The organism is Micromonospora sp. CA-259024 (genome assembly GCF_050936255.1).
GTDB lineage: Bacteria > Actinomycetota > Actinomycetes > Mycobacteriales > Micromonosporaceae > Micromonospora.
The window spans coordinates 1,027,269-1,053,779 of record NZ_JBNJND010000002.1; the positions used below are offsets into that span (position 1 = coordinate 1,027,269).

The 26,511-nt window shown below is 68.4% G+C and carries 25 protein-coding genes and 1 tRNA gene; 11 read left to right on the forward strand and 15 right to left on the reverse strand.

The window, feature by feature from the left end; translation table 11 throughout:
• Positions 1-245: 245 nt before the first annotated feature.
• Genes ACQEUX_RS24165 through ACQEUX_RS24175 form a run of 3 tightly spaced genes read left to right on the forward strand, consistent with a single transcriptional unit; the run spans position 246 to position 5,186 of the window.
• Positions 246-1,061: a hypothetical protein gene (locus ACQEUX_RS24165; RefSeq protein WP_433052517.1), complete on the forward strand. Its 816-nt coding sequence runs from the start codon at positions 246-248 to the stop codon at positions 1,059-1,061.
• Positions 1,054-2,604, forward strand: a complete 1,551-nt coding sequence (locus ACQEUX_RS24170) for an Eco57I restriction-modification methylase domain-containing protein (protein ID WP_433052520.1) — start codon at positions 1,054-1,056, stop codon at positions 2,602-2,604. Before ACQEUX_RS24165 ends, ACQEUX_RS24170 begins: the two co-directional genes overlap by 8 nt.
• A complete protein-coding gene (locus ACQEUX_RS24175) occupies positions 2,601-5,186 on the forward strand; it encodes a GIY-YIG nuclease family protein (RefSeq protein WP_433052523.1) in 2,586 nt (861 codons plus the stop codon). The genes ACQEUX_RS24170 and ACQEUX_RS24175 overlap by 4 nt, the downstream gene beginning before the upstream one ends.
• A 590-nt stretch (positions 5,187-5,776) precedes the next feature.
• Here the strand turns inward: ACQEUX_RS24175 and ACQEUX_RS24180 are convergent.
• A tRNA-Tyr gene (locus ACQEUX_RS24180) sits at positions 5,777-5,860 on the reverse strand.
• Between the two features lie 147 nt (positions 5,861-6,007).
• Here ACQEUX_RS24180 and ACQEUX_RS24185 point away from each other — a divergent pair.
• Both ACQEUX_RS24185 and ACQEUX_RS24190 read left to right on the forward strand, forming a co-directional pair.
• Positions 6,008-6,502 carry a YajQ family cyclic di-GMP-binding protein gene (locus ACQEUX_RS24185; protein ID WP_433052526.1) on the forward strand — a complete coding sequence of 165 codons (495 nt, stop codon included), beginning with the start codon at positions 6,008-6,010 and terminating at the stop codon, positions 6,500-6,502.
• Positions 6,503-6,771: 269 nt separating this feature from the next.
• Positions 6,772-7,530 (forward strand): DUF5131 family protein, encoded by a 759-nt coding sequence (locus ACQEUX_RS24190; protein WP_433052529.1) that lies wholly within the window; start codon positions 6,772-6,774, stop codon positions 7,528-7,530.
• Between the two features lie 21 nt (positions 7,531-7,551).
• Here ACQEUX_RS24190 and tcmP read toward each other — a convergent pair whose 3' ends face one another.
• A complete protein-coding gene (tcmP, locus tag ACQEUX_RS24195; protein WP_433052532.1) occupies positions 7,552-8,742 on the reverse strand; it encodes a three-Cys-motif partner protein TcmP in 1,191 nt (396 codons plus the stop codon).
• A 211-nt stretch (positions 8,743-8,953) separates the two neighbouring features.
• Complete coding sequence (locus tag ACQEUX_RS24200) at positions 8,954-9,271, reverse strand: hypothetical protein (protein WP_433052535.1); 318 nt, start codon at positions 9,269-9,271, stop codon at positions 8,954-8,956.
• 227 nt (positions 9,272-9,498) lie between these two features.
• On the opposite strand from ACQEUX_RS24200, the gene ACQEUX_RS24205 reads away from it, so the two are divergent.
• A complete protein-coding gene (locus tag ACQEUX_RS24205; protein WP_433052538.1) occupies positions 9,499-9,882 on the forward strand; it encodes a hypothetical protein in 384 nt (127 codons plus the stop codon).
• Between the two features lie 183 nt (positions 9,883-10,065).
• On the opposite strand, the gene ACQEUX_RS24210 is transcribed toward ACQEUX_RS24205, so the two are convergent.
• Positions 10,066-10,296, reverse strand: a complete 231-nt coding sequence (locus ACQEUX_RS24210) for a hypothetical protein (protein WP_433052541.1) — start codon at positions 10,294-10,296, stop codon at positions 10,066-10,068.
• A gap of 655 nt (positions 10,297-10,951) precedes the next feature.
• Here ACQEUX_RS24210 and ACQEUX_RS24215 point away from each other — a divergent pair.
• From ACQEUX_RS24215 to ACQEUX_RS24225, 3 genes are all read left to right on the forward strand, one after another.
• A complete protein-coding gene (locus ACQEUX_RS24215) occupies positions 10,952-11,350 on the forward strand; it encodes a hypothetical protein (protein WP_433052544.1) in 399 nt (132 codons plus the stop codon).
• 396 nt (positions 11,351-11,746) lie between these two features.
• Positions 11,747-12,109, forward strand: coding sequence for a tyrosine-type recombinase/integrase (locus tag ACQEUX_RS24220; RefSeq protein ID WP_433052547.1), 363 nt, complete (start codon positions 11,747-11,749; stop codon positions 12,107-12,109).
• A gap of 316 nt (positions 12,110-12,425) precedes the next feature.
• Positions 12,426-12,761 carry a YnfA family protein gene (locus ACQEUX_RS24225; protein ID WP_433052550.1) on the forward strand — a complete coding sequence of 112 codons (336 nt, stop codon included), beginning with the start codon at positions 12,426-12,428 and terminating at the stop codon, positions 12,759-12,761.
• Between the two features lie 52 nt (positions 12,762-12,813).
• Here ACQEUX_RS24225 and ACQEUX_RS24230 read toward each other — a convergent pair whose 3' ends face one another.
• The 9 genes from ACQEUX_RS24230 to ACQEUX_RS24270 all read right to left on the reverse strand — a co-directional run bounded on the left by ACQEUX_RS24230 (position 12,814) and on the right by ACQEUX_RS24270 (position 22,338).
• The gene (locus tag ACQEUX_RS24230) at positions 12,814-14,073 is read right to left on the reverse strand and encodes an MFS transporter (protein WP_433052553.1); all 1,260 of its coding nucleotides are present in this window, start codon (positions 14,071-14,073) and stop codon (positions 12,814-12,816) included.
• A 147-nt stretch (positions 14,074-14,220) separates the two neighbouring features.
• The gene (gene htpX, locus ACQEUX_RS24235; RefSeq protein ID WP_433052556.1) at positions 14,221-15,096 is read right to left on the reverse strand and encodes a zinc metalloprotease HtpX; all 876 of its coding nucleotides are present in this window, start codon (positions 15,094-15,096) and stop codon (positions 14,221-14,223) included.
• Positions 15,097-15,219: 123 nt separating this feature from the next.
• Positions 15,220-16,716, reverse strand: a complete 1,497-nt coding sequence (locus tag ACQEUX_RS24240) for an NADH-quinone oxidoreductase subunit N (protein WP_433052559.1) — start codon at positions 16,714-16,716, stop codon at positions 15,220-15,222.
• A 55-nt stretch (positions 16,717-16,771) separates the two neighbouring features.
• Positions 16,772-18,280 carry a complex I subunit 4 family protein gene (locus ACQEUX_RS24245; protein WP_433052562.1) on the reverse strand — a complete coding sequence of 503 codons (1,509 nt, stop codon included), beginning with the start codon at positions 18,278-18,280 and terminating at the stop codon, positions 16,772-16,774.
• Complete coding sequence (locus tag ACQEUX_RS24250) at positions 18,277-20,214, reverse strand: NADH-quinone oxidoreductase subunit 5 family protein (protein WP_433052565.1); 1,938 nt, start codon at positions 20,212-20,214, stop codon at positions 18,277-18,279. The genes ACQEUX_RS24245 and ACQEUX_RS24250 overlap by 4 nt, the downstream gene beginning before the upstream one ends.
• Positions 20,211-20,588: an NADH-quinone oxidoreductase subunit NuoK gene (gene nuoK / locus ACQEUX_RS24255; protein ID WP_433052568.1), complete on the reverse strand. Its 378-nt coding sequence runs from the start codon at positions 20,586-20,588 to the stop codon at positions 20,211-20,213. The genes ACQEUX_RS24250 and nuoK overlap by 4 nt, the downstream gene beginning before the upstream one ends.
• Positions 20,585-21,151 (reverse strand): NADH-quinone oxidoreductase subunit J family protein, encoded by a 567-nt coding sequence (locus ACQEUX_RS24260; protein WP_433052571.1) that lies wholly within the window; start codon positions 21,149-21,151, stop codon positions 20,585-20,587. Before ACQEUX_RS24260 ends, nuoK begins: the two co-directional genes overlap by 4 nt.
• Positions 21,152-21,191: 40 nt before the next feature.
• On the reverse strand, positions 21,192-21,815 hold the full coding sequence (locus ACQEUX_RS24265; RefSeq protein WP_433052574.1) for a NuoI/complex I 23 kDa subunit family protein: 624 nt from the start codon (positions 21,813-21,815) through the stop codon (positions 21,192-21,194).
• A 94-nt stretch (positions 21,816-21,909) separates the two neighbouring features.
• Entirely contained in the window at positions 21,910-22,338 is a 429-nt protein-coding gene (locus ACQEUX_RS24270) for an ester cyclase (RefSeq protein WP_433052577.1), read from the reverse strand.
• A gap of 82 nt (positions 22,339-22,420) precedes the next feature.
• On the opposite strand from ACQEUX_RS24270, the gene ACQEUX_RS24275 reads away from it, so the two are divergent.
• Positions 22,421-23,440, forward strand: a complete 1,020-nt coding sequence (locus tag ACQEUX_RS24275; RefSeq protein WP_433052580.1) for a glutathione S-transferase family protein — start codon at positions 22,421-22,423, stop codon at positions 23,438-23,440.
• A 157-nt stretch (positions 23,441-23,597) separates the two neighbouring features.
• Here ACQEUX_RS24275 and ACQEUX_RS24280 read toward each other — a convergent pair whose 3' ends face one another.
• Together ACQEUX_RS24280 and ACQEUX_RS24285 are read right to left on the reverse strand one after the other, a co-directional pair.
• The gene (locus ACQEUX_RS24280; RefSeq protein ID WP_433052583.1) at positions 23,598-24,560 is read right to left on the reverse strand and encodes a complex I subunit 1/NuoH family protein; all 963 of its coding nucleotides are present in this window, start codon (positions 24,558-24,560) and stop codon (positions 23,598-23,600) included.
• Positions 24,560-25,348, reverse strand: a complete 789-nt coding sequence (locus ACQEUX_RS24285) for an NADH-quinone oxidoreductase subunit C (protein WP_433052586.1) — start codon at positions 25,346-25,348, stop codon at positions 24,560-24,562. Before ACQEUX_RS24285 ends, ACQEUX_RS24280 begins: the two co-directional genes overlap by 1 nt.
• Positions 25,349-25,452: 104 nt before the next feature.
• Between ACQEUX_RS24285 and ACQEUX_RS24290 the strand changes: the two genes are divergently transcribed.
• Complete coding sequence (locus tag ACQEUX_RS24290) at positions 25,453-26,499, forward strand: glucose 1-dehydrogenase (protein WP_433052589.1); 1,047 nt, start codon at positions 25,453-25,455, stop codon at positions 26,497-26,499.
• Positions 26,500-26,511: the final 12 nt, after the last annotated feature.

The following is a 26,511-nucleotide window of genomic DNA, read 5'->3' on the forward strand; positions in this document are numbered from 1 at the left end:
CGCGTTACATTCCGTGGGTGGTCAAGCGAGCCATCCGCTCACCATTGCCCCGGAGAAGCCGAGCAGACCGCCGCCCGACCCGCCAGCGTCGGTACGAGCCGTCAAGGTCCGCTTGACATGGCAGGCCGGGCGGCGGCCCGCTTCCAAGAGGGCGGGCCGATGACGGCGGGATGGAACTACGGCTCTCAAACGGCAACTGAAGGCGTCGGGTTAGCTGTCTGTCGCAACGGTGGTCCGGTCGTCGGGTGTCTCTGCGCGAGGTCGTGACTGGTGGCAGGGCCTCAATTAGGGTGCCCGTAGAGATTCGCGGAGAAGGGACCCTAGTGAGTCAGGGCATCAAAATCGGGGACCACCGACTGCCAACCGACGGTCAGGGCAAGATTCGGGCCGACGATGTCTGGCACCCCAGGATGCAGATCCGCTCGCGCCAGCGGGTCCGCGATCTCGCCGAGGTCTACACGCACGACCGCGAGGTCAACGCGATGCTCGATCTGGTGGCCGACATGTTCCCCAGCGCCGACGACCCGGAAAACATCGACCGGACCTTCTTGGAACCAGCCTGCGGCCACGGCAACTTCCTGGTCGAGGTCCTCCGACGCAAACTCGCGCATGTCACTACCGACCGCTACGGAACAGAGGAGGACTTCGAGTACCGAATTCTGCGGTGCTTCACTTCGACTTACGGCATCGACATCTTCGAGGCCAACGTGGTCGAAGCGCGCGATCGGATGCGCGGAGTCCTGGAAAACCACCTCGCCGGCCAGCCCGTCAGCATCGAACTCCTCGCAGCGGTGGACGCCGTGCTTGACACGAACATTCAGTGCGCAGACACCTTGGCCGATGCCCAAAAGATTCAACTAGTCGAGTACCAGTCTGTCGGCGACGGTTGCTTCCTGCGGGAGTGGTCGCTGCTGCAGGAGAACGGCCAGCTGGATTTGTTTTCAAAAGCGTCTATAGAGCCCGTTCGGGACGCCCTCCCAATCAACTACACCGAGCTGGCAAAACACCCCGGGCCGGTCCACCGAGGGTCCGACAGCGAGCAGGGGAGCCACGATGCGTAAAGCGAGCACCGAACGGCACATCCCTGACATCCTGGACTGCCTCGCACAGCTGTCGAATAACGAAGTCCCTACACCACCCAGACTGGCCCGGGCCACGCTCGACATCCTCCCCGCCGAGGTGTGGGGCAAGCCCGACTATGTGTGGCTGGACCCGGTGTGCAAGTCCGGGATCTTCCTGCGCGAGATCGCCGTTCGCCTCCTCGAAGGCCTGTCGGATCAGATCCCCAACTTCGACATGCGCCGCGAACACATCTATCGAGAGATGCTATGGGGCACCGCCACCACCGAAATGACCGGGATGATCTCGCGTCGCTCGCTCTACTACTCACGCGATGCCTCGGGCGCAGCGTCGGTAATCAGATTTGGCAGCGCTGATGGGAATTTGCCCTTTATCCGGAGCAACCACACCCGCCCGAAACAAAAAAACAGAACGGCCGATGGGAGCTGCAGCATCTGCGGCGCCCCGCTTGAACTTGAACGCGGCGAGGGCCGCGAAAACTACGCTTACTCCTTCATCCACGGGACGTATCCGACCGAGGAGATGAGAAGAATGAAGTTCGATGTAATTGTTGGAAACCCGCCATATCAGATTGGGACAGAGGGTAGCAACCGAGACCGGCCTCTCTACCAATATTTTGTTGACCAGGCCATCGCCCTGAACCCACGCTACATCGCAATGATTACACCCTCGCGGTGGTTCGCAGGAGGTCTGGGCCTCGCAGAGTTCCGCAACGATCGCCTGAATGACCGTCGGATGCGCATGCTCGTCGACTACCCACGACTCTACGACGCTTTCCCCGGGGTCAAGATCCGCGGTGGCGTCTCGTACTTCCTCTGGGAACGGGAGTACAACGGCCCCTGCCGGGTGCAGACCATGTGGAATGGAAACCCCATCGGCGAGCCGGTTGAGCGCTGCCTAAACGAATGGGACGTGCTGGTACGCCGCAACGAGGCGGTCGGCATCCTGCGGAAGGTACAGGGCGCGGGCGGGGCGAGCCTCGCTTCCAAGGTTTCCTCACGTCTCCCATTCGGGTTTCAGACCAACGTGCATGGGGCGTCAACGCCAACCGGCCTCAAGAATCCCGTCGAGTTCTACGGCAGCAGGCGGCAGTCGTGGATGGCTCGCAGCGATATCAAGGTGAACGCCACCGCGGTGCCCATGCACAAGGTACTAATGCATCGGGCATATGGCGAGGACGGCGAGCCGCCGTACAAGGTCACCGCCTACCCCACCCTGGTAGGTCCACAAACAGCATGCTCGGGTACCTACCTGGTCGTCGGAGCCTTCCCTACTGCGGAAGAGGCCGGAAACCTGGATGCGTACCTACGGACCCGCTTCGTCCGGTTCCTCATCCAACTCCGAATGAACACCCAGGACATCAAGAGTGACACCTTCACTTTCGTCCCCGACCTTCCGATGGACCGGAGGTGGACCGACGCTGACCTATACGAGCGCTTTGGCCTGACCGAAGAAGAGATCGCCTTTATCGAGTCGCAAGTCAAGGAAATGCCCGCACATGACCCGGTCGAGCCACTGGCATGACGCTTCGCATCTACGCATACACGCATAATGGCAAGGACTCAGAAACCTGGGAGCGCACCGTCGGCCAGACCCGCACCACCGGGACCGGACTCATCAAGGTTGGGCAGACCACCAGTCGGACCGCCAGAGAGCGGATCAAACAACAGCTCGGAACGGCCTACCCGAACCTCGACGGCGTGACAATCCTCCTCGACGAGAAAGCGGCCCGCGACGACGGCAGCGCGTTTACCGACCACCATGTCCACGCCGCTCTTGTTACGGCAGGGATCAAGCGCCCCGGTGGCGAGTGGTTCGAAGCGACCCTCGACGAGGTTAAGGCCGCCATTCATTCGGTGCGCACCGGCTCCAACTTCGACGCCACCCGTACCGCAAAGTTTGCGATGCGCCCTGAGCAGCAGGAAGCGGTTGACGTTACCGCAGCGTACTTCCGCAAGAGCCGCGGCGATCGTCCCCCCAAGTTCCTCTGGAACGCCAAGATGCGCTTCGGTAAGACCTTCACGGCCTACCATCTGACCCGGGAGATGAGCTGGACGCGGCTGCTAGTCCTCACATATAAGCCTGCTGTACAGGCAGCCTGGCGAGATGACCTGCTGAGCCACGTCGATTTTGCAGGCTGGCACTTCGTTGACCGTGACACCCCGATCGAGCATGCCGACCAACTGCTCGACGGCGCTGCTCCTGTTGTCCGGTTCGCATCCTTCCAGGACCTCAACGGCAAGTCGCCAGACGGCCAAGTCAAGGCTCACAACGAGTCGATCCACCTAACCGACTGGGACTGCATCGTCATTGACGAGTACCACTTCGGTGCCTGGCGGGACAGCGCTCGATCCCTGTACGACCCCAGCGACTCAGCACTGGCCGATTTTGAAGAGCCGGACGAATGGGTCACCGAGGACGACCTCGGCCTCAACTCGCGGCACTACCTTTATTTGTCCGGTACACCCTTTCGGGCAATTACCAATGGTGAGTTCACCGAGGACCAAGTCTTCAACTGGACCTACGTCCACGAGCAGCGCGCGAAGGCCAATTGGGATCCCGCCGGCGGGGAAAACCCGTACCTCGAACTGCCGGCTATGGAGATGTACGCCTACAAGATCGCACCCGAAGCCGCCGAGTACGCCGAGGACGGCGAGTTCTCTTCATTCAACCTGTCGGAGTATTTCAAAGCCCATAAGGTCGACAAGTCCAGCCGTTGGACGGGGGCCGGCGCCTACGTATTCGAGGGTCGCCAGCGGGTCCGGGAGTTTCTGGAGATGCTGCGAGGCAAGCTCACCGACCAGATGAAGGTGCAGGTCCTCGCAGGCCAGAAGCCGCCGTTCCCGTACGAGTACCCCGATTTCGCCCCAGCGGTCAGGCACTCGGTTTGGTATATGGCCGATGTTGCCTCCTGCTTCGCAATGCGCGACATGCTCGACGAGCATCCGTACTTCTCTGGGTACGAGGTGGTCGTCGCAGCGGGCAACGGCACCGGCCAGGGTGCAGCAGCTAAGCCGCCAGTCGAGGCTGCCATCGGCACAGCCACGAAGAAGAACAAGTCTGGGTCAATCACGCTGTCCTGTGGCAAGCTCATGACCGGGGTAACCGTCCGCGAATGGGGCGCAATCCTCATGCTACGTACCCTGAATGCCGCCGAGTCCTACTTCCAGGCTGCATTCCGTGTGCAGTCGCCCTGGGCGCACCGGGATGCCGAGGATAACCTCACGATCCACAAGCCCACCTGCTACGTGTTCGAGTTCGACCCCAACCGCGCGCTGGCACTCGTCGCCGACTACGGCACCCGCCTAGGGCGCGACGATGGGGTGACACCCCGCGAATCCATCGGCGAACTTCTGAGTTATCTCCCGATCTTCGCGTTCTCCGGCGGCGAGATGCACCGCCTCGACACTACCGAAGTCCTCGACTGGGCAACGGTTGGGATCGGCGCCACGGCACTTGCCGCCAGATGGAACTCGCCGCTTCTGGTTGAGGTCAACGAGCACACCATTTCCGCTGTACTCGCCGACCATGAGTTGATGGAGGCGCTCGATCAAGTCGAAGACTTCCGCGCCCTGATCAATCTCGGGGACCAGGTCGTAACCTCGACCAAAATGCTCAAGAAGGCCAAGCGCGAACAGGGCGGCCAACTCGACCCGGCGCAGCGCGAACAGCAGAAGGAGACGGCTCGGCTCCGCAAGGAGATCAGGGAGAAGTTGCAGAAATTCCTTGCAAAGATCCCAGTTTTTATGTACGTCACCGATTTCCGCGAGGAGGCGCTGAGGCATGTTATCGAGTCGCTTGACTCGGCGCTCTTCGAGAAGGTGACCGGGCTCACGATAGACGACTTCAAGAAGTTGAACCGGCTGAGGCTCTTCAATGAAGAGAACCTAAACGCGGCGATCTTTCAGTTCCGCATGTTCGAACAAGACAGTCTCCATTACGCCGATAGAGACCGGGAGGTACAACCCGAGGGCGACGTCGGGTTGTGGGACAGGACCATTAGCGGCGGCGAGTTTTCCGACGCTGTGCCGGGTCATCAGCGTGGGGCAAATCGCGAACTCAGCGCTTTTGAAGGCCGAACGACGGAGTTGCTCGTACCAGAGTAAGCACAGCATCAGCGCTAGCCAGAGGGGTTTAGTGTTGAACGGCTGGCGGCACAAGCCGTGGTTATCCGGGACCATAGGCGGTTATTATTGCCGATTTCCTCTATTCTGGATCAAGGCGCCGCGCTCCGCGCGACGCGGGGGCGGTGAGCCGGCCGGCGGCAAGCCGCCCCGGCCGCCTGCGGCGCCGGGGCGGAGAGCCACCGACTGCCGCCGGACCGCCGCCCCAAGGGTGACACGATCACGGCCAGGCGGTACGGAAGCCGAACGGGTCGACTTGGTCGACGGTCAGGGCTTCCGACTGCCGCGCAAGTCCAACCCCGGGACTGGCTTGCCCCCGGTCTGCCTCCCTTAGCCAGCGAGACGGCACCGCGGAGCCCTCAGCCAGTCGCTACGCGCACGGCCCACGCCAGCACGGCAAGCGCCACCAACGTCAACTGTCGCGTACTCAGAGGAGCCCTCAGCGGCAAGATCGACCTGCCCACCATCTGCCCACAACCAGTCGTCAACGGCTGGACTTAGCCAGATTCGCCCGGACAAACGACAACGGCCCCCGATCAGCATCTCTGCTGGTCAGGGGCCGTGTCTGCACCTGGTGGCGGGTAGAGGATTCGAACCTCTGAAGCTTTCGCGACGGATTTACAGTCCGCTCCCATTGGCCGCTCGGGCAACCCGCCAGGGCACCCCACCGCGTCGTAACGCGGCGGCGGAAGCAAGGATAGCGGCTCCCCCCGGCCGCAGCGCAACCGGGTACCGTCAGGGGGTCGTGCCGCTGGTCGGCGGCCGACGGCAGGCCCAGACCGCCGGACAGCAGGAGCAGAAACATGGCAGCGAACCCGTCGTTTGACATCGTGAGCAAGGTTGACCGCCAGGAGGTCGACAACGCCCTCCGGCAGGCGGAGAAGGAGCTTGCGACGAGGTTCGACTTCCGCGGCACCGGTGCGGAGATCTCCTGGTCCGGTGAGGAGTCGATCGGTCTTCAGGCGGAGACCGAGGAGCGGGTCCGTGCCGCACTGGACGTCTTCAAGGAGAAGTTGGTCAAGCGGAACATCTCGCTGAAGTCGCTGGACGCCGGCGAGCCGCGACCGTCCGGCAAGATCTTCAAGATCGACTGCAAGGTGATCCAGGGCATCGAGACGGACAAGGCCAAGGCGATCAGCAAGAAGATCCGCGAGGAGGGCCCGAAGGGCGTGCAGGCGCAGATCCAGGGCGATCAGCTGCGCGTCACCGGCAAGAAGAGGGATGATCTCCAGGCGGTCATCGCCCTGCTCAAGGGCGAGGATTTCGGGGTCGCCCTCCAGTTCAACAACTACAGGTAATAGGAGTCTGGACGGCCTGATGGGTGGGTCGGCCACGCCTCGTTACCTGGGCAAACAATGTCACCAACGGTCATCGTTGGTCGCCAGCGTTCGGCCTCCGACGGCCTGGTGACGGCCTAGCCGCGTCTGACTCCGCCTTCTGCACGTTGGTTGAGCGGGGTGTGGCCGACTGCTGCGCTTGTTGCTGGCCGTCAAGAAAGATCGCTTCCACACCTTTCAATCCGTACGCATGTTCGACAGAATCGTCCCAACCGGCGGGGAGTGTGGTGATGGCGGACAAGAGTTCTATCGAGTGGACCGAAGCCACGTGGAACCCAACAACTGGCTGTGACCGCATCTCGCGTGGCTGCGATCACTGCTACGCGTTGACCTTGGCAAAGCGACTGAAGGCCATGGGGTCCGCCAAGTATCAGACGGACGGAGACCCGCGTACGTCGGGACCAGGCTTCGGAGTCGCAGTACACCCAAATGAGCTGACGTTGCCTCTTCGGTGGCGAGAGCCCCGGGTCGTGTTCGTCAATTCGATGAGCGACCTGTTCCACGCGAAGGTGCCCCTCAACTTCGTCGAGCAGGTCTTTGAAGTCATGGCGGCAACCCCGCAGCACACCTACCAGGTACTCACAAAGCGAGCCGCGAGGCTTGCGAAGCTCGCTCCACGACTGACCTGGCCGGCCAACGTCTGGATGGGTGTCTCTGTCGAGGACGATGAACAGACGGAGCGCATCGATCATCTCCGTCAGGTGCCTGCTGCCGTTCGGTTCGTCTCGGCCGAGCCGCTGCTCGGTCCGCTGGACGACCTGAACCTTGAGGGCATTGACTGGCTGATCGCCGGTGGCGAGTCTGGTCCCGGCTGCCGACCGGCCGATCCCGCTTGGGTGCGATCTCTGCGCGACCAGTGCGGCGCTAGCGGAACGGCCTTCTTCTTCAAGCAGTGGGGCGGCAGAACGCCAAAGGCCGGCGGCCGGGAGTTGGACGGCCGAACGTGGGACGAGATGCCGGCAGCGCGGGAACTTACCTCGATCGGGTAGAAGCCACCGACCGAGAAGGGGTTACAGCCCCTCCGGGCGCCGCAGCTGCTCCTTCCAGAAGTCGCCCTTACCGGTGTTGGCCACAGACGTTCCGCTCAATAGCTTCACTGCGGCCCGGACGTGCGGCGTGCCTGCCTGGCCTAGCGTCGTGCCGTAGACCTCCGGCACGTAATCGGCAGGACAGAAAGGGCCCAGCTCGTCCAGCAGCCGTTCGAGGTTCCCTGCAATGATCCTCGTCCACTCCGGGCCGTGACTGCTCCTGTGGCTGTCAGGGGTTGGCAACTCATCGTCGCCGAACAGCGAACCCTGTCCGTATCTCTCCCCCTTGCGGAGCAGGTCCGTCTGCCACGCCACGGACCACTCCACGCCCGCTTTACCCAGCGAGTCCGCGAAGTGCCAGGCTCCCTCGTTGCTGGCCGTAAACAACGCCAGCACGTACTTCGGCAGCAGATCGGGCCTGGGCCGTACCGGCATCTTGACCGCTCGGTATCTCGTTCCGGTCGTCAACAGCTTCTCGTACCCGTCGCACACCTCTAAGGCGATCTCGGTAGCCCGCTGCTCATCACTATCGTCTCGGACGCCAGCAAAGTGCTCTTGCCACCAGTCGCCGCCGAGGAAGCGGTCCAGCCGGTCAGCTGTCTTCTGATCTGCCGCCGAAAGCTCCCCGCGCTTCGCACGAGCTGCATATACGGCGCGACCCATCCGAGCGACGCTCAACACGCTGAAGTGCAGCAGGACCTCAGTAGGCGGCCATGACGGCCGACCGAGCAGGGCAGCCTTGAGAAGGTCGAAGTCCAACGCAGGGCCGAACGGATCGAGGAAAGCAAACAGGGACGCACCCTCAGCCCGCTTTAGGACTTCAGGGAGGTGCTTGTCAACCGAGCCGGGCCGGACGATCCGCTCAGCGTCGCCACCCTTCTCGTCGAGCACCCGCTCCAGGTTGGCGAAGTTGTTCGGGTTCTGTTCGATGAAGAACCCCAGGACGTTGCGGTAGTCCTTGACGAACTCGGCACACCGCGACAGCAGCAGCGGCGAACCGGGCAGGCCGTCGTCGTACTCTCCGCGGCCTGCGTACCCATCGAGGAAGACAACCCGGTTACCCTCCACGCTCTTGCCGGTCTTCGATGCGAAGACAACCGGGTACCGGCTCAAGATGCCGTGCTTGAAGACGGCAGCCGCCTTCTTGGAAGCGAAGAAGTCCGCGCCAGCCATGAGCCCTCTCCCGGCTACAGCAAGTAGCGTCACGCTAGCGGAAGGTTGCGATACACGGAAGGCTGCGGACCTCCGTCAATATGATTTGACCCCTTCGTCCCGAAGGAACGATCGTCCCTCGAAGAGCTGCGCTGACAGCATGGCCGAGCGGCTTGAACGGTCCGGCAGTGTCCATAGACGTCCGGCCTTGCTCGTGCCCGTCGTCAACCAGTTAGTCACCCAAGAGCCAGCGGTAGTCGTAGCTGATCGCGTCCCAGCACTGGCGAACCCACTTGCGTTTGACCGGCGAGGCTGTACGCCACATGAAGGTGATTCCCTCATGGATGCGTTCGCGGCGCGCCGGGTCGAGCCAGGCCGGGAGGTTGTGGGAGAGGTCCGCGAGCCCGTGCACCTGCTCCTGGCGGCGGTTGCCCAGCACTGCCAGATCCCCGTCAGGTGCTGCCAGGTAACGGATCATCAGCAACGATTCCGTCAGCAGGTGCGCGACGGCGGCCTCGGTCGCCTCCTGGTCGTGCCGAGCAAGCGTCATGTCGTCCCTCTTTCAGCCGCCGCTAGGCACCGTCAGTTTGGAAGGTGCCAACCATCAGCTTGGGAATCGGATTGATCTGCACAATGGGTAGTTGCGTCACCAGGGATACCGCTACCGAGCGTCGGGCAGCGGTCAGCGCAGGTACAGGCACAGCCCCGCGTTGACCCCTGCATCGGGCACGCTCCGGCGGGTAGCGATGGCAAATTGACTCATACATCATCACCGTCATGATGGAGCACGATCTTGCCGCAACCTGGCGTCGCATCATCCGAGGGGACGGCAAGTCATGGGTAGCATTTGCCCACGACACGTGTGTCGTGCTACCGGACCCCGGACCCACTGCCGACCTCGCCGCCCAGGCCGTGGACATCCTTCGCGAGTTTGGGCCCGTCTACGCAGGCTCACCTGCCGGCGACTTCAGCACGGTAATCCTGGATCCCGGTCCAGGATGGGTGGTCTACGGCCACCACCCGGATGTGCTGACCTACGTAGGAGAGGACGAGGTCTCAGACAGTAGCGGTGTGGCCGTCGGCTTGTACGGGCGCCGCAAGCGGGACGCGGACGGCCACGAACTTCACGTCGTTCACGTTGAGGACAAGCGACCTCGGTAGTAAAGGCTCACCCTCCGCCCGTCGTGCGGGCCGGCGACCGACCCCTCCTGTGTGAAGGACCACCCCGGAACGTCGAGCTGCGCGGACAGCGGCCCTGAGCTGCGTAAACAGTCCATCGACGTCCGGCGTGGTCCATGAACGTCCGTGCCGGTTGTCACTCAGTTGGTTACCCGGAGCGTCGCCTCAGGGGCGCGAGCTGATCTGCCTCTCCAGCAGATAGGCAACGCCCTCTTCAGAGTCGGTCTGAACGTTGATCACTCGCCAACCGTCGGCGGCGGCCCGGCTCAGGTGGATCACGTCGTAGTTCTCAGCGGTCCACTCCTGAGAACGTCCATCGGAATCGACGAACGCGGCCGTCCGGTAGCTGCTGTCCCGGAGATAGGTGAAGAGCTGAGCGTATGCATACTTGATCACTCCGTCATCCTATCCACGCTGAACGATTAGCACCTTTCCTGCCATCCCGTCTGCCGCCAACCCGCCCTCCTGGGGAGCGGGCCGCCGCCCGGTCCGCCACGTCAAGACGGCCTTGACGCACGTACGGACGCTGGCGGGCCGGGTGGTGGTCTGCTCGGCTCGCCCGGGTCGTCGGCTGGCGGGATGGTCCTGCGCAACCACCCACGGATCGCGACCCGCCGACGGACACCCGGCCATCTCGGAGTCGTTGCGCCCCCGCCGGAGGCGCGGTAACCGCGACCAGCTCGCCGCCACGACCCGCCGCGCGGACCTGGCGTGCCCTTTCCTGCGCCGCGCCCGATCGGGCGCGGCCCGGCCGGCTGCCGGCCCACGAACCTCAACCACCTCGGCGCTACCGTCTGCGGCGGCCCCGGGCTCCCCGCTCTCCGCGCCAGCCGCCGGGCGTGTTGCGTGGCCGGCGTGAAGCGACAGCGGAGCGTCGGACACGCGCCCTGGCGGCGGCGCGTGCGGCCCATTGCGGTCCGCCATGAAGACGTACAGAAAGTTCTCACCACTTCGCCGGCAGTCGGCTTGTCCCGTCACGGCTGATGCTTTACACCTGCGTCCCACCAGATGCTTGACATGATCGTTCTGACCGAGGCGCTAACTTGCTCCGGTGAGCTACGACATGTTCGTTCAACGGTTCGAGCAGGGCGATGCCGCCCCAATGGCGGGTGATGCCTTCCTGGCCGCCTTTGAGCCCCGCGTCGACCGCCGGGAACCTCAGCACAGCTACTGGCACATCAGCGCCGACGACGGCGGCACCGCAAACATCTACGCTGCCCTTGCCGACGACGCGCTCGACAGTCTCATGATCAGCCGGTTCTCCGTGGGCGCCGTTCTCGACCTGCTCGTCAAGTTCATCGGGCTCGCCGATGCCGTTGTGCTTCCACCTGGCTGCCCCACCTTGCTCGCGCACGAAGGTCAGCGGCACCACCTTCCCGAGGAACTTCGCGCCGACGCCGTGGTCGTCCAAGCGGGCGCGGACGTGGAGCGCGTCCTACAGAGCTGCTAGGCGATGTGTGAAGCATGTGCTCGGACGGATCTGTAAAGCATGTGGTGGGACTAGACACGCCGGCAGTCGGCCGGCCGCTACCCCGCCGCTACCTGGCTGCGTCGGACCGCCTGGTCGACCAACCCAGCGGCGACATCGGGGGAAGACTTGGACGTGTCGATGGTCAGATCGGCGGCAGGAACCGTCTCTGTCTCGTCCCATACCCTGAGGCGTTCCGCCGAGTCGCCGGTCTGGCGTTCAACGATGCGTCGTTCCGCCACGTCTCGGGGACAGGTAAGAGCAACCACGGTCCACCGAACGTCGGGGAAGGCCAGGCGGACAGCATCGACCGCGTCGACCTGGCCAACGTGCACCACGGGGATTTGCCGGTGGAGCTGCTGACGTAGCCCGGTGCCGGTGACGCTGCCGTGGGAGGTGCCCGGCGGTCCTCCGGTCACCGTCAACCTGGTCGTCCACGGGCGCACAAACGTCGCCATAGACCGGCACACGTTCAACCGTGACTACTGGCATCCCGCACTCACGGCCGCAGCTATCCAGTCCTCGCGGGCCACCGGGATGCACGCGCTGCGGCACTTCTACGCCTCGGTCCTGCTCGACGCTGGGGAGAGCGTCAAGGCACTGTCGGAGTACCTGGGCCACACCGATCCCGGCTTCACCCTGCGCACCTACACGCACCTGATGCCGACCAGCGAGGACCGCACGCGGCGCGCTGTCGACAAGGTGTTCGGGTCACCCTCGGACGGCCTGGCGACGGCCTAGCGACGATCATGGCTGCATTCTGGCTGGTAGCGGACGGTATCCCTCCAGTTCAACAACTACCGGTAGGGCCCGTCTGCGCCGCACATCCGGCCAGGCGGCGACCCGGACTCGGACGTGGGCTTGCATCCGGTAATCAGGTGCAGGCCTACCGTCGGGGTACGAGCGACCGACACGTCACGACAGAGTGCCGGGCGCGGGCAGTCTGCCAACCGCCGATTGGCCGCTGTGGCCCGCCGAGGTCGATGGCGAGGTCCGGCGTGTTGAGCGGCTGCCGGTGACCAGCCCGACCGCCGGGTGCTGCGGTTAAGGTCCGACGATGACGGTGGTCCGATCGATCCTGCTGTTCGTGCTCGCCGCGATCACCGAAATCGGCGGCGCATGGCTCGTGTGGCAAGGTTGGCGGGAAAATCGAGGGCTGCTCTGGATCGCGGCCGGAGTCATCGCACTCGGGCTCTACGGCTTCGCCGCCACCTTCCAACCAGACCCGAACTTCGGGCGCATCCTGGCCGCCTACGGCGGAGTCTTCGTCGCCGGCTCGCTCGTCTGGGGCATGGTCGTCGACGGGTTCCGCCCCGACCGCTACGACCTCATCGGCGCGGCCGTCTGCCTCGTCGGCGTCGCCATCATCATGTACGCCCCCCGCGGCTCGTAGCTCCAGCCCCGCCGGCGACAGCGGCGCACCTGAGTCGCACCAGCGGGACTGTTCAGACCGTGACCGGCTCGTCGGCGCGTACCGCCGTGTTTTCCGCACGGGCGATGGGCCCGGCGGGCAGCGCGGCGACCGCGGCCCCGACGGCGACCGCCGCCCCGGCGAAGATGAACGCCCACCGGACGCCGCCGGCATGGTCGACGATCAGGCCGGCCACCGAGCCACCGGCGGCGCTCGCCGCCACCGCCACGGTGACCACCCAGGTGTACGCCTCGTTCAGCATGGCGGTCGGGGCGATCCGGCCGACCAGGGTGTTCTCCAGGGTCAGCGCGGGTGCGATGGCGGCCCCGCCGGCGACCAGCGCGACACCCAACGCCAGCGGGGTGGGCATCACCGCGAACACGACGAAGGTGCCGGCCAACGCGGCGAGCAGCAGGGCGAACTGTCGGGTCATGTTCGGTGCCGGCTTGCGGACACCGAACATGAACCCGCCGATGGCGCTGCCGATCCCCCAGACCGCGAGCAGCAGGCCGGCCAGGCTCTCCGGGTCGTCGGTGGTGTGACCGCTCGCGAATGCCGGCACGATCACCCCGGCGGCGCCGAACGCGATGCCCAGCCCGGCCACACAGACCAGCAGGGCCGGGAAACCGGGAACCCGCAGGGGGCCGAGCCCGCGGGCGTGGTGCTCCTGCGGGTGTGGACGCCAGCCGCGCATCACCCGGCCGAGGGCCACGGCGGTCGTGCCGGCCAGGGTGACCACGGCCGCGCCGATCAGCGCCGCCGCCGCGTCGGCGACCAGCACGAAGCCGGCGACGAGCAGTGGGCCGAGCACGAAGACGATTTCGAACAGGGTGGTCTCGGCGGCCAGCGCGGTGTTGCGCAGGGCGTACCGGCCGGAACTGGGGCCGGTCAGGTCGTTCCAGGCGCCTCGGATGGCGGCGGTGAGCGGCGGGTACGTGGCGCCGGCCACGCCTGCGGCGAGGTAGATGGTGGGGAGAGCGTCGTCGCCGGAGCGGCTGGCCAGCAGCAGCCCGATGAGCGCCAGCGGGTGAGCCACGGCGGTGACCAGCAGGACGGGGCTCGGGCCGACCCGGTCGGCGATCCGCCCGGCCACCGGGCTGAGCGCGGCACCGGCCACGGCGTAGATCCCGCCCGCGATGGCGGCCAGCGAGTATCGCCCGGTCACGTGCTCGACCACCAGGAGCAGCGCCAGCGGTGTCATGCCGATCCCGAGCCGCCCGATGATGCCGGTGATCAGCAGCATCGGCGCGCCGGGGATCCGCCAGACACCCAGGTACTGACGCAGCGCGGTCACCGTGAACCTCCCGAAGGTGTAATGAGCATGAGCCGTTACGACCCTAACGCCGCCGTCCGACAGGAAGACACCAGATATTCGCCCCGAGACAGCGATCCGCCCGTACCCGGTGTGACCGGGTACGGGCGGAGGCGGTGAATCAGTGGGTCAGCGCTGGAACTGCACCGGCCCCGAGTTGCGGGCCAACTGCTCCAGCCGGGCGACGCGGTCCTCCATCTTGGGGTGGGTGGAGAAGAGCGCGGCCATGCCACCGCCCCGGAACGGGTTGGCGATCATGAGGTGCGCGGTGCTGGTGAGCTGGCCCTGGGCCGGCAACGGCCGACGTCGGGCCACCGCGTCGATCTTGCGGAGCGCGCTGGCCAGGGCCAGCGGGTCGCGGCTCAACTCGGCGCCCGAGGCGTCCGCCTGGAACTCGCGGCTCCGGCTGATCGCCAACTGGATCACGGTGGCCGCGATCGGGCCCAGGATCAGGGTGAGCAGCAGCACGGCCGGGTTCGGCCTGTCCTCGTCGTCCCCACCGCCCAGCGGGATGAAGAAGGCGAGGTTCGCCAGCAGGGTGATGATGCTGGCCAGACCGGCCGCCACGCTGGAGATCAGGATGTCCCGGTTGTAGACGTGCGACAGCTCGTGCCCGATCACACCGCGCAGCTCGCGGTAGTCGAGGATCTCGGTGATGCCCTGGGTCACGCAGACCGCCGCGTGCTGCGGGTTACGACCCGTGGCGAACGCGTTGGGCTGCGCGGTCGGGCTGACGTAGAGCCGCGGCATCGGCTGCCGGGCCTCAGCCGCCAACTCCCGCACCATCCGGTACAGGTCGGGGAACTCTGCCTCGCTGACCGGTTGCGCCCGCATCGAGCGCAGTGCGAGCTTGTCGGAGTAGAAGTAGGAAATGCCGTTCATGACCAGAGACACGAGGACGGCGATGACCAGGCCGCCACTGCCGCCGAACCAGTAGCCCACCGCGAGGATCAGGGCGGTGAGCAGGCCAAGCAGCGCCGCGGTCTTCAGACGGTTGTGGTGCACGATGTCTCCTTCGGTGCACGGATCGCCGGGATCCGCTGACCGGTGTAACAACCCGGTACCCACCAACCATCCGTCTCAACGCTGAGAGTTGACTGAGACGTGCCGGGCCGGACCCGTGTGCGGTCAGCGGCCGGCCAGGTCGAGCACCAACTGTGGGGCGACGCCGAGCACCACGGCGGCCACCGTCGCCACCGCCAGCACCACGGCCACCACACCCACCAGGGGCACGGCCGCCGCGCCGCCGGGAAGCGGCACAGCGGCGCCGGACGTCGTCGACGGCGCCCAGAGTGCGGCGGTCACCCGCAGGTAGTAGGCAAGCCCGATCACGGCGTTCAGGGCCACCACCAGCGCCAGCCAGGCCGCACCACCGTCCAGCAGCGCCCGCACCACGGTCACCTTCGCGAACAGGCCGGCCAGCCCCGGAGGCAGGCCAGCCAGACCCACCAGCGCGAGACCGAGCGCCGCGCCCCGCCACGGGTGCCGACGGGCCGCTCCACGCAGGTCGTCCAGGCTGCCGCCGTCCGCACCGGCCGGGCGCAGCGCGGTCACCCCGGCGAACGCCGCCAGCTCCAACACCACGAAGAAGACGGCGTACGCCATCGCGGCGGCGTACGCGGCGGACCGGGCCTCGTCCGTGCGACCGGCAGCCAGCGCCAACGCCCCCAGCGGGGCGAGGATGTAGCCGGCCTGCGCGACGGACGACCAGGCGAGCAGCCGGACCGTACGCCGCTGACGCAGGGCGACGAGGTTGCCGACGGTCATGGTGAGCACCGCGAGCAGGGCGAGCACCGGCCCGGTCTGGTCCGCCGGCAGCGCCCGCTGCACCACGGCGAGCAGAGCGACCAGGCCGCCCAACTTCGACGCCGTGGACAGGTACGCGGCCACCGGCAGCGGCGCTCCGTCATAGGTGGCTGGCGCCCAGGCGTGGAACGGCACCGCCGCCACCTTGAAGGCCAGCCCGACCAGCAGCACCGCCACCGCCGCAGTGGTCAGCGGCAGGTCCCGCAGCTCCGGCCGCTCGGCGAGCAGCGCGCTGAGCCGGTCCAGGTGCAGCCCGCCGGTCACCGCGTACAGCAGCGCCGCGCCGAGCAGGGTCAGAGTGGTCGCCACCACGCTGACCACGAAGAAGGTCACTGCGGCCTCGGCACTCGCGAGGCTCCCCCGGCGCAGACCGACCAGCACGTACAGCGGCAGGGTCAGCGTCTCCAGGGCGACGATCAGCGTGATCAGGTCGCCGGCCGCGCCGAGCACCACACCACCGGTCATGGAGCAGGCCAGCAGGAAGCAGTACTCCCCCACCGGCGAACGCCCGGCCCGCAGCGCGGGCACCGACAGCCCGAGCACGCCCAGGGTGAGCAGCGCCACCACCGCGCCGACCAGGGCGGCACGACCGCCGAAGATCCAGGAGCAGTCGACGCCGACGCAGAACGTCCGCCGCTCCCCGGCAGCACCGACCAGGGCTGCGCCGACGGCGGTGCCGAGCGCCCCGAGTGCGGCCACCACGATCGTCGCCCGTGGCCGGGCCAGCAGCAGGTCGGTGAGGAGCACGAGCACGGCGGTGCCGGCGGCCAGGTAGGCCGGCAGCAGCGCGACGCTGTCCACGCTCTGCACGACGTTCATCGGAGCCTGCCTTCGTTCGCGACTGCGGGGCTCCGCCGCGCTGCGCTCCTCGCGCTCACGGGAAGACCACCCCCACCAGGGCGGCAACGGGGGTTTCAGCGACGCCGAGGACCAGCGCCGGGGCCAGCCCGATGGCCAACGCGAGCAGCACCAGCGGCACCCACGCGGTCAGCTCCGCACCGGCCAGGCCGGGGCCGACCTGCCCGACGGCGGGGCTCGGACGGTTGTGGGTGACCTGGCGCAGCAGCCGCAGGAAGTACGCGGCGGTGAGCGCTCCGCCGATCGCGGCCAGCACCCCGAGAGTGGTCCAGAGCGGGCCGCCCACCTGGACGGCCGCGATCACCGCGAACGCCTCGCCCCAGAAGCCGGCCAGCCCGGGCAGGCCGAGCGACGCGATCGCCGCGAACGCGAGCAGGCCGGCCAGCCGAGGCGCGGTCTCCCGCAGCCCGGACAGCTCGGCGAGAGTGCCCGTGCCGGTGCGGTCCTTAACCGCACCCGCCAGGAAGAACAGCAGGCCGGTGATCACCCCGTGCGCGACGTTGCCGATCAACGCCGCCTGGATGCCCACGGTGGTCAGCGTGGCGACGCCCAGCAGCACGAAGCCCATGTGCCCCACGCTCGAGTACGCGATCAGCCGCTTCACCTCGGTCTGGGCCAGGCAGACCAGCGAACCGACCAGGATCGCGGCGACAGCCAGCACGCCGAGCACCGGCGCCGCCCAGCGGGCACCCTCCGGCGCCACCCCCACCGCCACCCGGATCAGACCGTAGGTGCCCATCTTCAGCAGCACCCCGGCCAGCACGACACTGCCCACCGTGGGGGCCTGGGTGTGCGCGTCGGGCAGCCAGGAGTGCAGCGGCCACAGCGGGCTCTTCACCGCGAACGCCAATGCCAGCAGGGTGAACGCGGCCAACTGGGTGCCCCGGGACAACCCCGGGCCACCGGTCAGCGCCACGATGTCGGCGGTGCCGGTGGCCGCGACCACGACGTACACGCCGACCAGCAGCAGCACCGAGCCGAACAGGGTGTAGAGCGCGAACTTGCGGGCCGCCCGACGCCGGTCCGCACCACCCCAGCCGGCGATGATCGCGTACATCGGCAGCAGGACGACCTCGAAGAACAGGAAGAACAGCACCAGGTCCAGGGCGAGGAAGGTGCCCAGGATGCCCACCTCGACCACCAACAGCAACGCGACCAACGCCCCGCCGCTCCCGCCGTCCGGCACCCGCCACATCGTGTACGCGCAGCAGAGCAGCGTGAGCAGCGCGGTCAAGACCACCAACGGCCAGGAGATGCCGTCGACGCCGAGGTGGAAGCGCAACTCCAGGCCGGGCACCCAGGGCAGGTCCAGTTGGTGCCAGGGACGCACCGCCGGCCCGTCGGCGGACCAGGCATACCAGCCCCGACCGCCGAACACCAGCAGCACGGTCGCCAGCAGGGTCAGCGCCGCCGCGACCGTGCCGACCAGCCGGGCCGCCCGGTCCCGTGGCGTCGCCGCCACCGCGACCGCGCCGAGCGCCGGCACCGCCAGAACAGCGACCAGCAACACCTGCCCGAACGTCATCGGGTTGCTCCTATCACGGCCGCGGCCAACCCGAGCAACAGTGCGCCGGTCAGCACGCCTGCGGCGGCCCGGGGCAACGCCGCCCGGTGCAGCGCGGCCAGCCCCGCGCCCAGGCCGGACGCGGCCCGACCGCTGCCCTCGACAGCGCCGTCCACCACCACCTCGTCGCCCGTGCGCATGGCGCGGGCCAGCGCGCGGACGGGGCGTACCACCAGGGTGTGCTGGATGTCGTCGAGCCGGAACGCGCGGGCGAAGACCGGCCGCAGCGGACCCAGCGCTGCCGCCGGGTCGGCGGCCGGGTCACGACGCCAGCCCAGCACCACCAGCCCGGCGCCGGCCAGCAGCAGCGCGAGCGGCAGCAGCAGCCCTGGCCCGAGGTGGACCAGGCCGTCCTCGGAGCCCGCCACCGGCACGGTGGGAAACCGCAACCGATCGGCGAACGCCCCGACGAACCCGAGAAGACCGAGCAGCGCGGCCGGCACGGCCAGCAGCAGCACCGGCCAGCGCAGCAACGCCGGCGGGTCGTGCGGCCGGACCAGCGGCAGGCGGGGAGCGCCGAAGAAGGCTCGCAGGAGCAACCGACCGGCATACCAGGCGGTGATCGCCACGCCGACCAACCCGGCCAGCCACACCAGCCAGCCCACCCAGGACGGCGCCGGGCCGGTGCCCCCCAGCGCGGCGGCTTCGGCCACCGTCAGTACGCCGTCCTTGCTCCAGAAACCGGCCAGCGGCGGCACCCCGGCCAGCGCGCCCAGGCCCACCAGGGTGCACCAGAACGTCACCGGCATGCTCCGTCGCAGCCCGCCCATCTCCGACATCAGCGTCGTGCCGACCGCGTGGATCACCGCGCCGGCAGCGAGGAACAGCAGCGCCTTGAACGCGGCGTGGGTGAGCAGGTGGAACAGCGCCGCGGACGGCGAGCCGACCGCCAGCGCCCCGGTCATGTAGCCCAACTGGGAGACGGTCGACCAGGCCAGCACGCGTTTGATGTCGTCCTGCGCGGTGGCGGCGAGCGCGCCGAGCAGCAGCGTGATCGCGCCGAGCACGCCGAGCACGGTCAGCGTCACCGGCGCGGCCGTGAACAGTGGGTAGAGCCGGGCCACGGCGTACACCCCGGCGGCGACCATCGTCGCCGCGTGGATCAGCGCCGAGATCGGCGTCGGGCCGGCCATCGCGTCCGGCAACCAGGTGTGCAGCGGGAACTGTGCGCTCTTGCCGGCCACCCCGGCGAGCAGTAGCAGGCCGGCGGCGGTCAACGTCGCGGTGGAGTGGTCGTGGGCGAGCACGTCGGCGATCCGGAAACTGCCCGTCGACACGCCGAGCAACGCGATGCCGAGCAGGAACCCGACGTCACCGACCCGGGTCACCAGGAACGCCTTCATCGCGGCGGCCGGCGCGCCGGGCAGTCGGCGGTCGTGGGCGATGAGCAGGTACGAGCAGAGGCCCATCACCTCCCAGCCGACCAGCAGCATGATCAGGTCACCGGCGACGACCACCAGCAGCATGGCACCGGTGAAGAGGCTGATCTGGGCGGCGTACGGCGGATAGCGGTGGTCGACGTCGATGTCGTCGTGCGGGCCACGCCGCAGGTAACCGATCGAGTAGACCTGCACGGCCAGGGCGACCGCGGTGACCGCCACGGCGACCAGCGCGGCGGCGCCGTCCAGCCGTACGCCGAGCGTCACCGTCAGCCCGCCGACGTCGACCCAGGTGGTCGATGTCTCCGTCGGCGCGCCGACCGCCAGCAGCAGCGCGACGGCCAACGCCAACGCACCGGCCGCGCCGACGACCCCGAGCGCGACGGACGCCCGTCGGGCCCGGTCACCACCTTCCGCACCGGCGCTCGGATCACGGGGGGCCGGCGGCATCAGCAGGCCGAGCAGACCGGCGACCAACGGTACGGCGGGCAGCAGTGCCCCGAGCAGCCCGGTCACCGGGCGGCCTCCCCGTCCCGGCCGGCGGTGGCCGACTCTCGCTGACCGACGGGCTGCGGCGACTCGGCCGGCTCGGTCAGCGGCACGTCATCCACCGCCACGGTGGCCCGCAACCGGTAGAGCTGCAGGACGATCGCCAACCCCACCCCGATCTCGGCGGCGGCGAGGACGATGACGAACAGCGCGAAGACCTGCCCGGAGTGCGGCAGGACGGCGCGGGCCGTGGTGTCCGCGGTGACCAGGATCAGGTTGACCGCGTTGAGCATCAACTCGACCGACATCAGCACCAGCACCGCGTTGCGCCGACGCAGCACGCCGTAGACGCCGAGGCCGAACAGCAGCGCGGCGGTGACGTACGGGATGACCGGCCTCACCGCCGCCCCCCGGACCCGACGCCGGCCCTGTCACCCGGCGCCGTCGTGCCATCGCGTTGCGGGCCTGGTCGGCCGATGTCCGGCCGGGACAGCACCACCGCGCCGACCAGGGCGGACAGCAGCAGCACGGAGAGCACCTCGAACGGCAGCACCCAGGATTGGAAGATCTGCTCCCCCAGCCGCTCGGCGGTGCCCGCGTCGGGCAGCGCGACGCTGCTCCAGCGGTACGCGTCGACCAGCAGGACGGTCAGACCCAGCCCGGCACCGCCACCGATCAGGGCGGCCGGCCAGCCGGGCCGGTCCAGGTCCTCGGAGGCGCCGATCGGTGCCCGGGTCAGCATCACCGCGAACAGCAGCAGGACCACCACCGCGCCCACGTAGATCAGCACCTGGACCCAGGCCACCAGCTCGGCGCTGAGCACCAGGAAGTCACCGGCCAGAGCACCCAGGCAGACGACCAGGTAGAGCCCCGCCCGGACCAGGTGTTTCGTGGTCACCACCAGCACGCCGGCACCGACAGCCACCGCGCCGAGGGCGAGCAGCAGCACATCCGCGCCCGTCACCGGGCCTCCCTCACGGCTCCGGCGGCCACACGTCGCGCGCTCATGACGCCGAACCTGGATCGGCGCCGGGCTCGGGGCGTACCGATGGAGGGGCGGGACGCGCGGCGGCCGCCTTGCGCGCGGCGGCGGTCTCCTCCTTGGCCGGTTCGCCGTTGGGGTCGTGCGCGGGCGGCGGCGGAACGGTGGCCATCCACTGACCGAGGTGATCCTTGTCGTGCAGCAGATCCTTGATGTCGTACTCGGCGTACTCGAATTCCGGTGACCAGTAGAGCGCGTCGAACGGACACACCTCGATGCAGATGCCGCAGTACATGCAGAGCGAGAAGTCGATGTCGAACTTGTCGAGCACGTTGCGCTGGCGGGGGCGGGTGGCGCCGGGCACCACCACCTCCTCCTTGTGGGAGTCGATGTAGATGCACCAGTCCGGACACTCGCGGGCGCAGAGCATGCAGACCGTGCAGTTCTCCTCGGACAGCGCGATCACGCCACGCGAGCGGGGCGGCAGGTCGGGGGCCGCGTCCGGGTACTGCTGGGTGGTCGAGCGGCTGGTCATCGTCTTGAGGGTGACCGCCAACCCCTTCACCAGGCCCGCACCGGGTAGGCCGCGCGCGCTGGTGGCGCCGGCCGGGTCGCCGTGCTCGCTGGGGTCGCTCATGTCGACCATCCTGCCCTGTGGCCTCGGCGCGCGCGACCACCACCCGTGGGTCGGCGGCCCTAGGGTGTACGCGGGGAGCGCGGCGACCTGGCGATCAGTCCGATCACGCCCCGGGCCCGCTGACGGCGGTCGGAGGGAGCATCTCGACGCCGAGCTGCTGGAGCAACTGGAACAACTCGTTGCAGCTCCACACCTCGACGATTCGTCCCGCCGCGTCGAAGCGGAGGAACGTCGCCCCGGAGTAGCTGACCACCTGCCCGGTCGGGGGCACCGGCCCGAACTGCCCGACGTGGGTGCCGGCCGCACGCCAGTGCACGGCCACCCGCTCGCCGGCCGCCACCACGTCCACGATCTTGTAGCGCAGGTCCGGGAAGGCCGCCCGCCGTTCGCGGTGCCAGGCCAGCGTCGCCTCCGGCCCGGTGCCGCCCAGCCCCGGGCACTCCTCGGCGATCAACTCGTACGCCGACTCCTCCCGGCGTGCGTTCCACACGTCGGCGATGAACCGCCGGGCCGCGGTCTCCACATCCGTCATCCCGGCAGGGTAACCGGGCCTGCTGGTGAGCCGTAGATCCGTGAGGATGGGGTAGAGACAGTGACCGAACCGGGAGGGTGACGTGGGCGAGGAAACAGGCGGGAAGTACGTCGAGCCGGGCGGCGAGTTCACCCGGGACCAGCGGTACATCGCCACCCGGATCACCGCGGACGGGCGCGACGGGTACCCGGTGGAGCCGGGCCGGTACCGGCTGGCTGTCAGTCGAGCCTGCCCGTGGGCCAACCGTCTGATCATCGTGCGGCGGCTGCTCGGCCTGGAGGACGCCATCTCGATGGCGGTGGCCGGCCCGACCCATGACGCCCGGAGCTGGACCTTCGACCTCGACCCGGGCGGCCGGGACCCGGTGCTCGGCATCGAGCGGATCCAGGAGGCGTACTTCAAGCGCTTCCCCGGTTACGAGCGCGGCATCACCGTGCCGGCGATCGTGGACGTGCCGACCGGGCAGGTGGTGACCAACGACTACGCCCAGATGAGCCTCGACCTGTCCACGCAGTGGCGCGCGTATCACCGTGAGGGCGCCCCGCAGCTCTACCCCGAACACCTGCGGGCGCAGATCGACGAGATCAACGACGTGGTGTTCCGGGACGTCAACAACGGCGTCTACCGGTGCGGATTCGCGGGCAGCCAGGAGGCGTACGACAAGGCGTACCACCGGCTCTTCGACCGGTTGGACTGGCTGACCGAGCGGCTGACCGACCAGCGCTACCTGGTCGGCGACACCATCACCGAGGCCGACGTGCGGCTGTTCACCACGCTGGTTCGCTTCGACCCGGTCTACCACGGTCACTTCAAGTGCAACCGGCAGAAGTTGAGCGAGATGCCGGTGCTGTGGGCGTACGCCCGGGACCTGTTCCAGACTCCCGGCTTCGGCGACACCATCGACTTCGACCACATCAAGCGGCACTACTACGAGGTGCACCGCGACATCAACCCGACCGGCATCGTGCCGCTCGGCCCCGACCTGTCCAACTGGGTCACCCCGCACGGTCGGGAAACCCTGGGTGGCCGTCCCTTCGGCGACGGCACGCCGCCCCCGCCCCCCGCCGAGCCCGTCAACCCCGCACACACCCCGCTGCCCTAACCCACCCTCGCCCTCACCCCGCCCCGCCCTCACCCCGCCCTCACCCCGCCGATCTTGCACTTTGCGACGCCGAAATGCCCTCTTCGCCACATTCGCCAGGACAGAAACCGCAAGATCGGCGCGGGGGGTGGGGTGGGGTGAGGGCGCGGGGGAGGGGTTAGAGGGCTAGGCGGACGGCTGCGGTGAGGACCAGTTGCGCGAGGGACGCCGGCACCAGCACCAGCCAGCAGAGCCGCTGCAACTGGTCCTCACGCAACCGGGGGTAGGACACCCGAAGCCAGATGATCACGAAGGACACGGCGAAGACCTTGAGCAGCGTCCAGAGCCAGCCCAACTGCTCGTCGGCGAACGGGCCCTGCCACCCGCCGAGGAACAGCACCGTGGTCAGCGCGGCGATCACCACGATGCCGACGTACTCGGCGAGCAGGAAGAACGCGAACCGCAGACCCGTGTACTCGGTCATGTAGCCGAAGACCAGCTCCGAGTCGGCCACCGGCATGTCGAACGGCGGCCGGCGGATCTCGGCCAGCCCGGCGACGAAGAAAATGATCATCGCGGGTGCCTGCCAGAGCAGCCACCACGGCTGCCACGCCTCGACGATGCCGGAGAGACTGAGCGTGCCCGCCGCCATCGCCACCGAGGCGGCGGCCAGCACCAGCGGCAGCTCGTAACCGAGCAACTGGGCGGCCCCACGCAGCCCACCGAGCAGGCTGTACTTGTTGGCCGAGGCCCACGCCGACATGAGCACCGCCACGACCCCGACACCCACCACGGCCAGTACGAAGAACAGGCCGATGTCCAACGGTTGCCCGACCAGGTCGTTCGGGCCGAGCGGGATGACCAGCAGCACCAGCAGGTAGGGCACCAGCGCCACCGCCGGGGCCAGCCGGAACACCGCCCGGTCCGCCTCGCGCGGGGTCACGTCCTCCTTCTGCACGAACTTGACCCCGTCCGCGATCAACTGGGCCCAGCCGTGGAAGCCACCCGCGTACATCGGGCCGAGCCGGCCCTGCATGTGCGCCATCACCTTGTGCTCGGTCTGGCCGACCAGCAACGGCAGGGTGAGGAACGCGACCAGCACGCCGCCCACTCGCAGCAGCAGCTCCACCCAGAGCGGCATCAGGTCGTACCCCCGTCGTCGTCGGTGCGGTCGGCGCGGGCCGGCGGGTCCGCGACCGGGCCGGGCGCGGCCGGGCCGTCGTCGGTTGCGGCGGGCCGGGGGGTACGCGCCGGACGGGCCCCCGGGGCCGGCCGCGCCGGACGCTCACCTGCCGGCCTGGCCGGGGTGCCGCCACGCGGGCCCTCCCCCACGCCACCCGCACCGGCCGGGGTGGGGGTGGTCCCCCACTCGCCCGGAGCGGGAACGCCCGGCGGGCGGATCGGTCGACGCCCGCCACCGGCCTCGGACTCGCCCGGCTCCTTCGCACCCGGCCACGGCTTGGCCACCCGGGAAGCGAGCACGAACTCCTTCCGCAGCGGATGACCTTCGAACTCCGGCGGCAGCAACAGCGGCAGCAGTTCCCCATGCCCGGCGAAGTCGATGCCGAACATCTCGTGCGTCTCCCGCTCGTGCCAGGCCGCCCCCGGGTAGATGTCGACCACCGAGGCGACCGTGGGCGCGCCACGCGGCACCCGGGTACGCAGCAGCACACCGTGCCGCAGTCGCGTCGACCAGAGGTGCGCCACCACGTCGAAACCCTCGGCCAACTCGTCGACGGCGGAGAGCCAGTCGAAGAAGTCGCAGGCCAGTTCGGCGTCGTCGCGGGCCGCGCGAACCGCGACCAGCCAGCTCGCCGACGGCACATCGACGGTGGCACGGGCGAACCGCTGCCCGCCGGAGACCGACGGGGTCGCCTCAACCGGCGCGAGCAGCACGACCAGCCGAGCGCCGACCTCTTCGGGAGTCATGCCGCTGATCCTAGTGCCGGCCCGGCCCTCGCCCGTCCGCCGCCGATGCCCGGCGATCTGCCGCTTTGGGCGCGGCGCAGCCCCCGGCGGGGAAAGATGAGGGCGTGCGCGCTGTCACTGTGACACCCGGAGTCGCCAACTCGCTGTGCCTCATCGAGGATCAGCCGGAGCCGGCTGCCGAGGAGGGCTCGGTCCTGGTGGAGGCGCTGGCAGTCGGCATCTGCGGCACCGACCACGAGATCATCGCCGGGGACTACGGCGAGGCACCGCCGGGTGCGGACCGCCTGGTCATCGGGCACGAATCGCTGGGTCGGGTGATCGAGGACCCGACCGGCACCCTGCAACCGGGTGACCTGGTGGCCGGGATCGTCCGGCATCCCGACCCGGTCCCCTGCCTGAACTGCGCGGTCGGCGAGTGGGACATGTGCCGCAACGGTCAGTTCACCGAACACGGCATCAAGGCACTACCCGGGTTCGCCCGCGACCGCTGGCGGATCGAGCCCCAGTTCGCGGTCGGGCTCGACCCGGCGCTGGGCCAGGTCGGCGTGCTGCTGGAACCGACAAGTGTGGTCGCCAAGGCGTGGGACCACATCGAGCGGATCGGGCGCCGGGCCGAATGGCAGCCGCAGACCGTCCTGGTGACCGGCGCCGGGCCGATCGGGCTGCTGGCCGCGCTGCTCGGCACCCAGCGTGGCCTCACCGTCCACGTGTTGGACCGGGCCACCGAGGGACCGAAGCCGGCGCTGGTCGCCGCGCTCGGGGCCACCTACCACGCGGTGCCGGTCAACGACCTGCCCTTCGAGCCGGACGTGGTGATCGAGTGCACCGGCGCACCCACGGTCGTTCTCGACGTCATGTGCAAGGCGGCGCCGACCGGGATCGTCTGCCTGGCGGGGGTGTCCAGCGGCGGCCGGAGCATCGACTTCGACGCCGGGGCACTGAATCGGGCGCTGGTGTTGGAGAACAACGTGGTGTTCGGCTCGGTGAACGCCAACCGGCGGCACTGGAACATGGCCGCGCAGGCACTCGCCCGCGCCGACCAGGCCTGGCTCGAGTCGCTGATCACCCGCCGGGTGCCGGTGACCAGGTACGCCGACGCGTACACCGCCGGGCCGGACGACATCAAGGTGGTGCTGGAGTTCGCCGCCTGAGCGACGCTCCAC

What these genes read in the sequence shown, in the direction of transcription:
- ACQEUX_RS24170 (WP_433052520.1), top strand. Translation starts at nt 1,054, where the DNA reads ATGCGTAAAGCGAGCACCGAACGGCACATCCCTGACATCCTGGACTGC.
- ACQEUX_RS24175 (WP_433052523.1), top strand. Translation starts at nt 2,601, where the DNA reads ATGACGCTTCGCATCTACGCATACACGCATAATGGCAAGGACTCAGAA.
- ACQEUX_RS24185 (WP_433052526.1), top strand. Translation starts at nt 6,008, where the DNA reads ATGGCAGCGAACCCGTCGTTTGACATCGTGAGCAAGGTTGACCGCCAG.
- ACQEUX_RS24190 (WP_433052529.1), top strand. Translation starts at nt 6,772, where the DNA reads ATGGCGGACAAGAGTTCTATCGAGTGGACCGAAGCCACGTGGAACCCA.
- tcmP (WP_433052532.1), bottom strand. Translation starts at nt 8,742, where the DNA reads ATGGCTGGCGCGGACTTCTTCGCTTCCAAGAAGGCGGCTGCCGTCTTC.
- ACQEUX_RS24200 (WP_433052535.1), bottom strand. Translation starts at nt 9,271, where the DNA reads ATGACGCTTGCTCGGCACGACCAGGAGGCGACCGAGGCCGCCGTCGCG.
- ACQEUX_RS24205 (WP_433052538.1), top strand. Translation starts at nt 9,499, where the DNA reads ATGATGGAGCACGATCTTGCCGCAACCTGGCGTCGCATCATCCGAGGG.
- ACQEUX_RS24225 (WP_433052550.1), top strand. Translation starts at nt 12,426, where the DNA reads ATGACGGTGGTCCGATCGATCCTGCTGTTCGTGCTCGCCGCGATCACC.
- ACQEUX_RS24240 (WP_433052559.1), bottom strand. Translation starts at nt 16,716, where the DNA reads ATGAACGTCGTGCAGAGCGTGGACAGCGTCGCGCTGCTGCCGGCCTAC.
- ACQEUX_RS24245 (WP_433052562.1), bottom strand. Translation starts at nt 18,280, where the DNA reads ATGACGTTCGGGCAGGTGTTGCTGGTCGCTGTTCTGGCGGTGCCGGCG.
- ACQEUX_RS24265 (WP_433052574.1), bottom strand. Translation starts at nt 21,815, where the DNA reads ATGGTCGACATGAGCGACCCCAGCGAGCACGGCGACCCGGCCGGCGCC.
- ACQEUX_RS24270 (WP_433052577.1), bottom strand. Translation starts at nt 22,338, where the DNA reads ATGACGGATGTGGAGACCGCGGCCCGGCGGTTCATCGCCGACGTGTGG.
- ACQEUX_RS24280 (WP_433052583.1), bottom strand. Translation starts at nt 24,560, where the DNA reads ATGCCGCTCTGGGTGGAGCTGCTGCTGCGAGTGGGCGGCGTGCTGGTC.
- ACQEUX_RS24285 (WP_433052586.1), bottom strand. Translation starts at nt 25,348, where the DNA reads ATGACTCCCGAAGAGGTCGGCGCTCGGCTGGTCGTGCTGCTCGCGCCG.